The 1,429-nt window shown below is 74.7% G+C and carries 1 protein-coding gene; it reads right to left on the bottom strand.

Annotated features, from left to right (window positions below):
- Positions 1-6 precede the first annotated feature (6 nt).
- The coding region (locus AB0M20_RS43365; protein WP_364307317.1) for a DEAD/DEAH box helicase at positions 7-1,429 on the bottom strand (1,423 nt) is incomplete at its 5' end.

Below are 1,429 nucleotides of genomic sequence, written 5' to 3'. Positions count from 1 at the left end.
GGTTTTTCAGCGGCTGAAGCGCTCCCGGCGGACGGTCGGCCGGCGGCCGCGGATGGTGCTGCGCGACAGCGCCTTGATGACCCGGTCGGCGGCCGCCTCCGGCACCTCGACCAGCGAGAACCGGTCGGTGATCTGGATCGCGCCGACCTCCCGGGCACTCAGCCCGGACTCCCCCGCGATCGCGCCGACCAGATCCTGCGGCCGCAGCCCCGCGCGCCGCCCCAGACCGACGAACAGCCGGGTCGCTCCCGCGTCGGCCGCCCGCGGGCGGCGGGGACCGGCCGATTCCCGGCCCTCCCGGGTCTCCCGCTCGCGCCGCGGCGGGTCGGGGGTCGGGATCTCCTCCTCGTCCACGTCGCCGCCGGCCGCCTCGTGCAGCAGCTTCACCGCCGCCAGGGCGATGTTCTCGACGTCGAACTCGTCGGTCAGCGAGTCGATCACCACCCGGAAGCGTTCCAGGTCGTCGTCCTCCAGGCTGGCCTGCAGCGCGGCCCGGGTCAGCTCCAGCCGGCGGGCCCGCAGATCGGTCACCGTGGGCAGCTTCTCCAGGGTGATCCGCCGGCCGGTGAGGCGTTCGATGGCCTTGAGCATGCGCTGCTCGCGCGGCTCGGCCAGGGTGATCGCGGCGCCCTCCCGGCCGGCCCGCCCGACCCGGCCGATCCGGTGCACGTACGCCTCCGGCGCCGACGGCACGTTGAAGTTGATCACGTGGGTGAGCTGCTCGACGTCCAGCCCGCGGGCGGCCACGTCGGTGGCCACCAGCAACTCGGTGCTGCCGCCGCGCAGCCGGCCCATCACCCGGTCGCGCTGGTCCTGGCTCATCCCGCCGTGCAGCGCCTCGGCCCGGTAGCCACGCCCGTTGAGCGTCTCGGTGACCTGGTCGACCTCCTCCCGGGTGCGGCAGAAGACGATCGCCGCGGCAGGCGCCTCGACGTCCAGGATCCGGCCCAGGGCGGACGCCTTGTGGGCGCGGGCCACGATGTACGCGCTCTGCCGGACCAGCGGCAGGTCACCCGGGGCGGCGTCCTCCCGGCCCATCGAGATCCGCACCGGCTCCCGCAGGTGGCGGCGGGCGATCGCGTCGATGCGCGGCGGCATCGTGGCGGAGAACAGCACGGTCTGCCGCTCGGTCGGGGTCTCGGCCAGGATCGCCTCGATGTCCTCGGCGAAGCCCATGTCGAGCATCTCGTCGGCCTCGTCCAGCACCACGGTCCGCGCGTCGCTGAGCTGCAGCGTGCCGCGGTTGATGTGGTCGAGCACCCGGCCCGGGGTGCCGACGACGACCTGTACGCCGCGGTGCAGGGCCTGCAGCTGCCGCCCTATCGGCTGGCCGCCGTAGACCGGCAGGACGCGCACGCCCAGCTCCCGCCCGTAGCGGTGGACCGCCTGGGAGACCTGCTCGGCCAGCTCGCGGGTCGGCACGAGCACC

Origin of the sequence: Actinoplanes sp. NPDC051633, from assembly GCF_040681735.1 — a bacterium.
GTDB lineage: Bacteria > Actinomycetota > Actinomycetes > Mycobacteriales > Micromonosporaceae > Actinoplanes.
The sequence above is the reverse complement of the archived record's forward strand: the minus strand, read 5'-3'. Positions and strand labels throughout refer to the sequence as shown.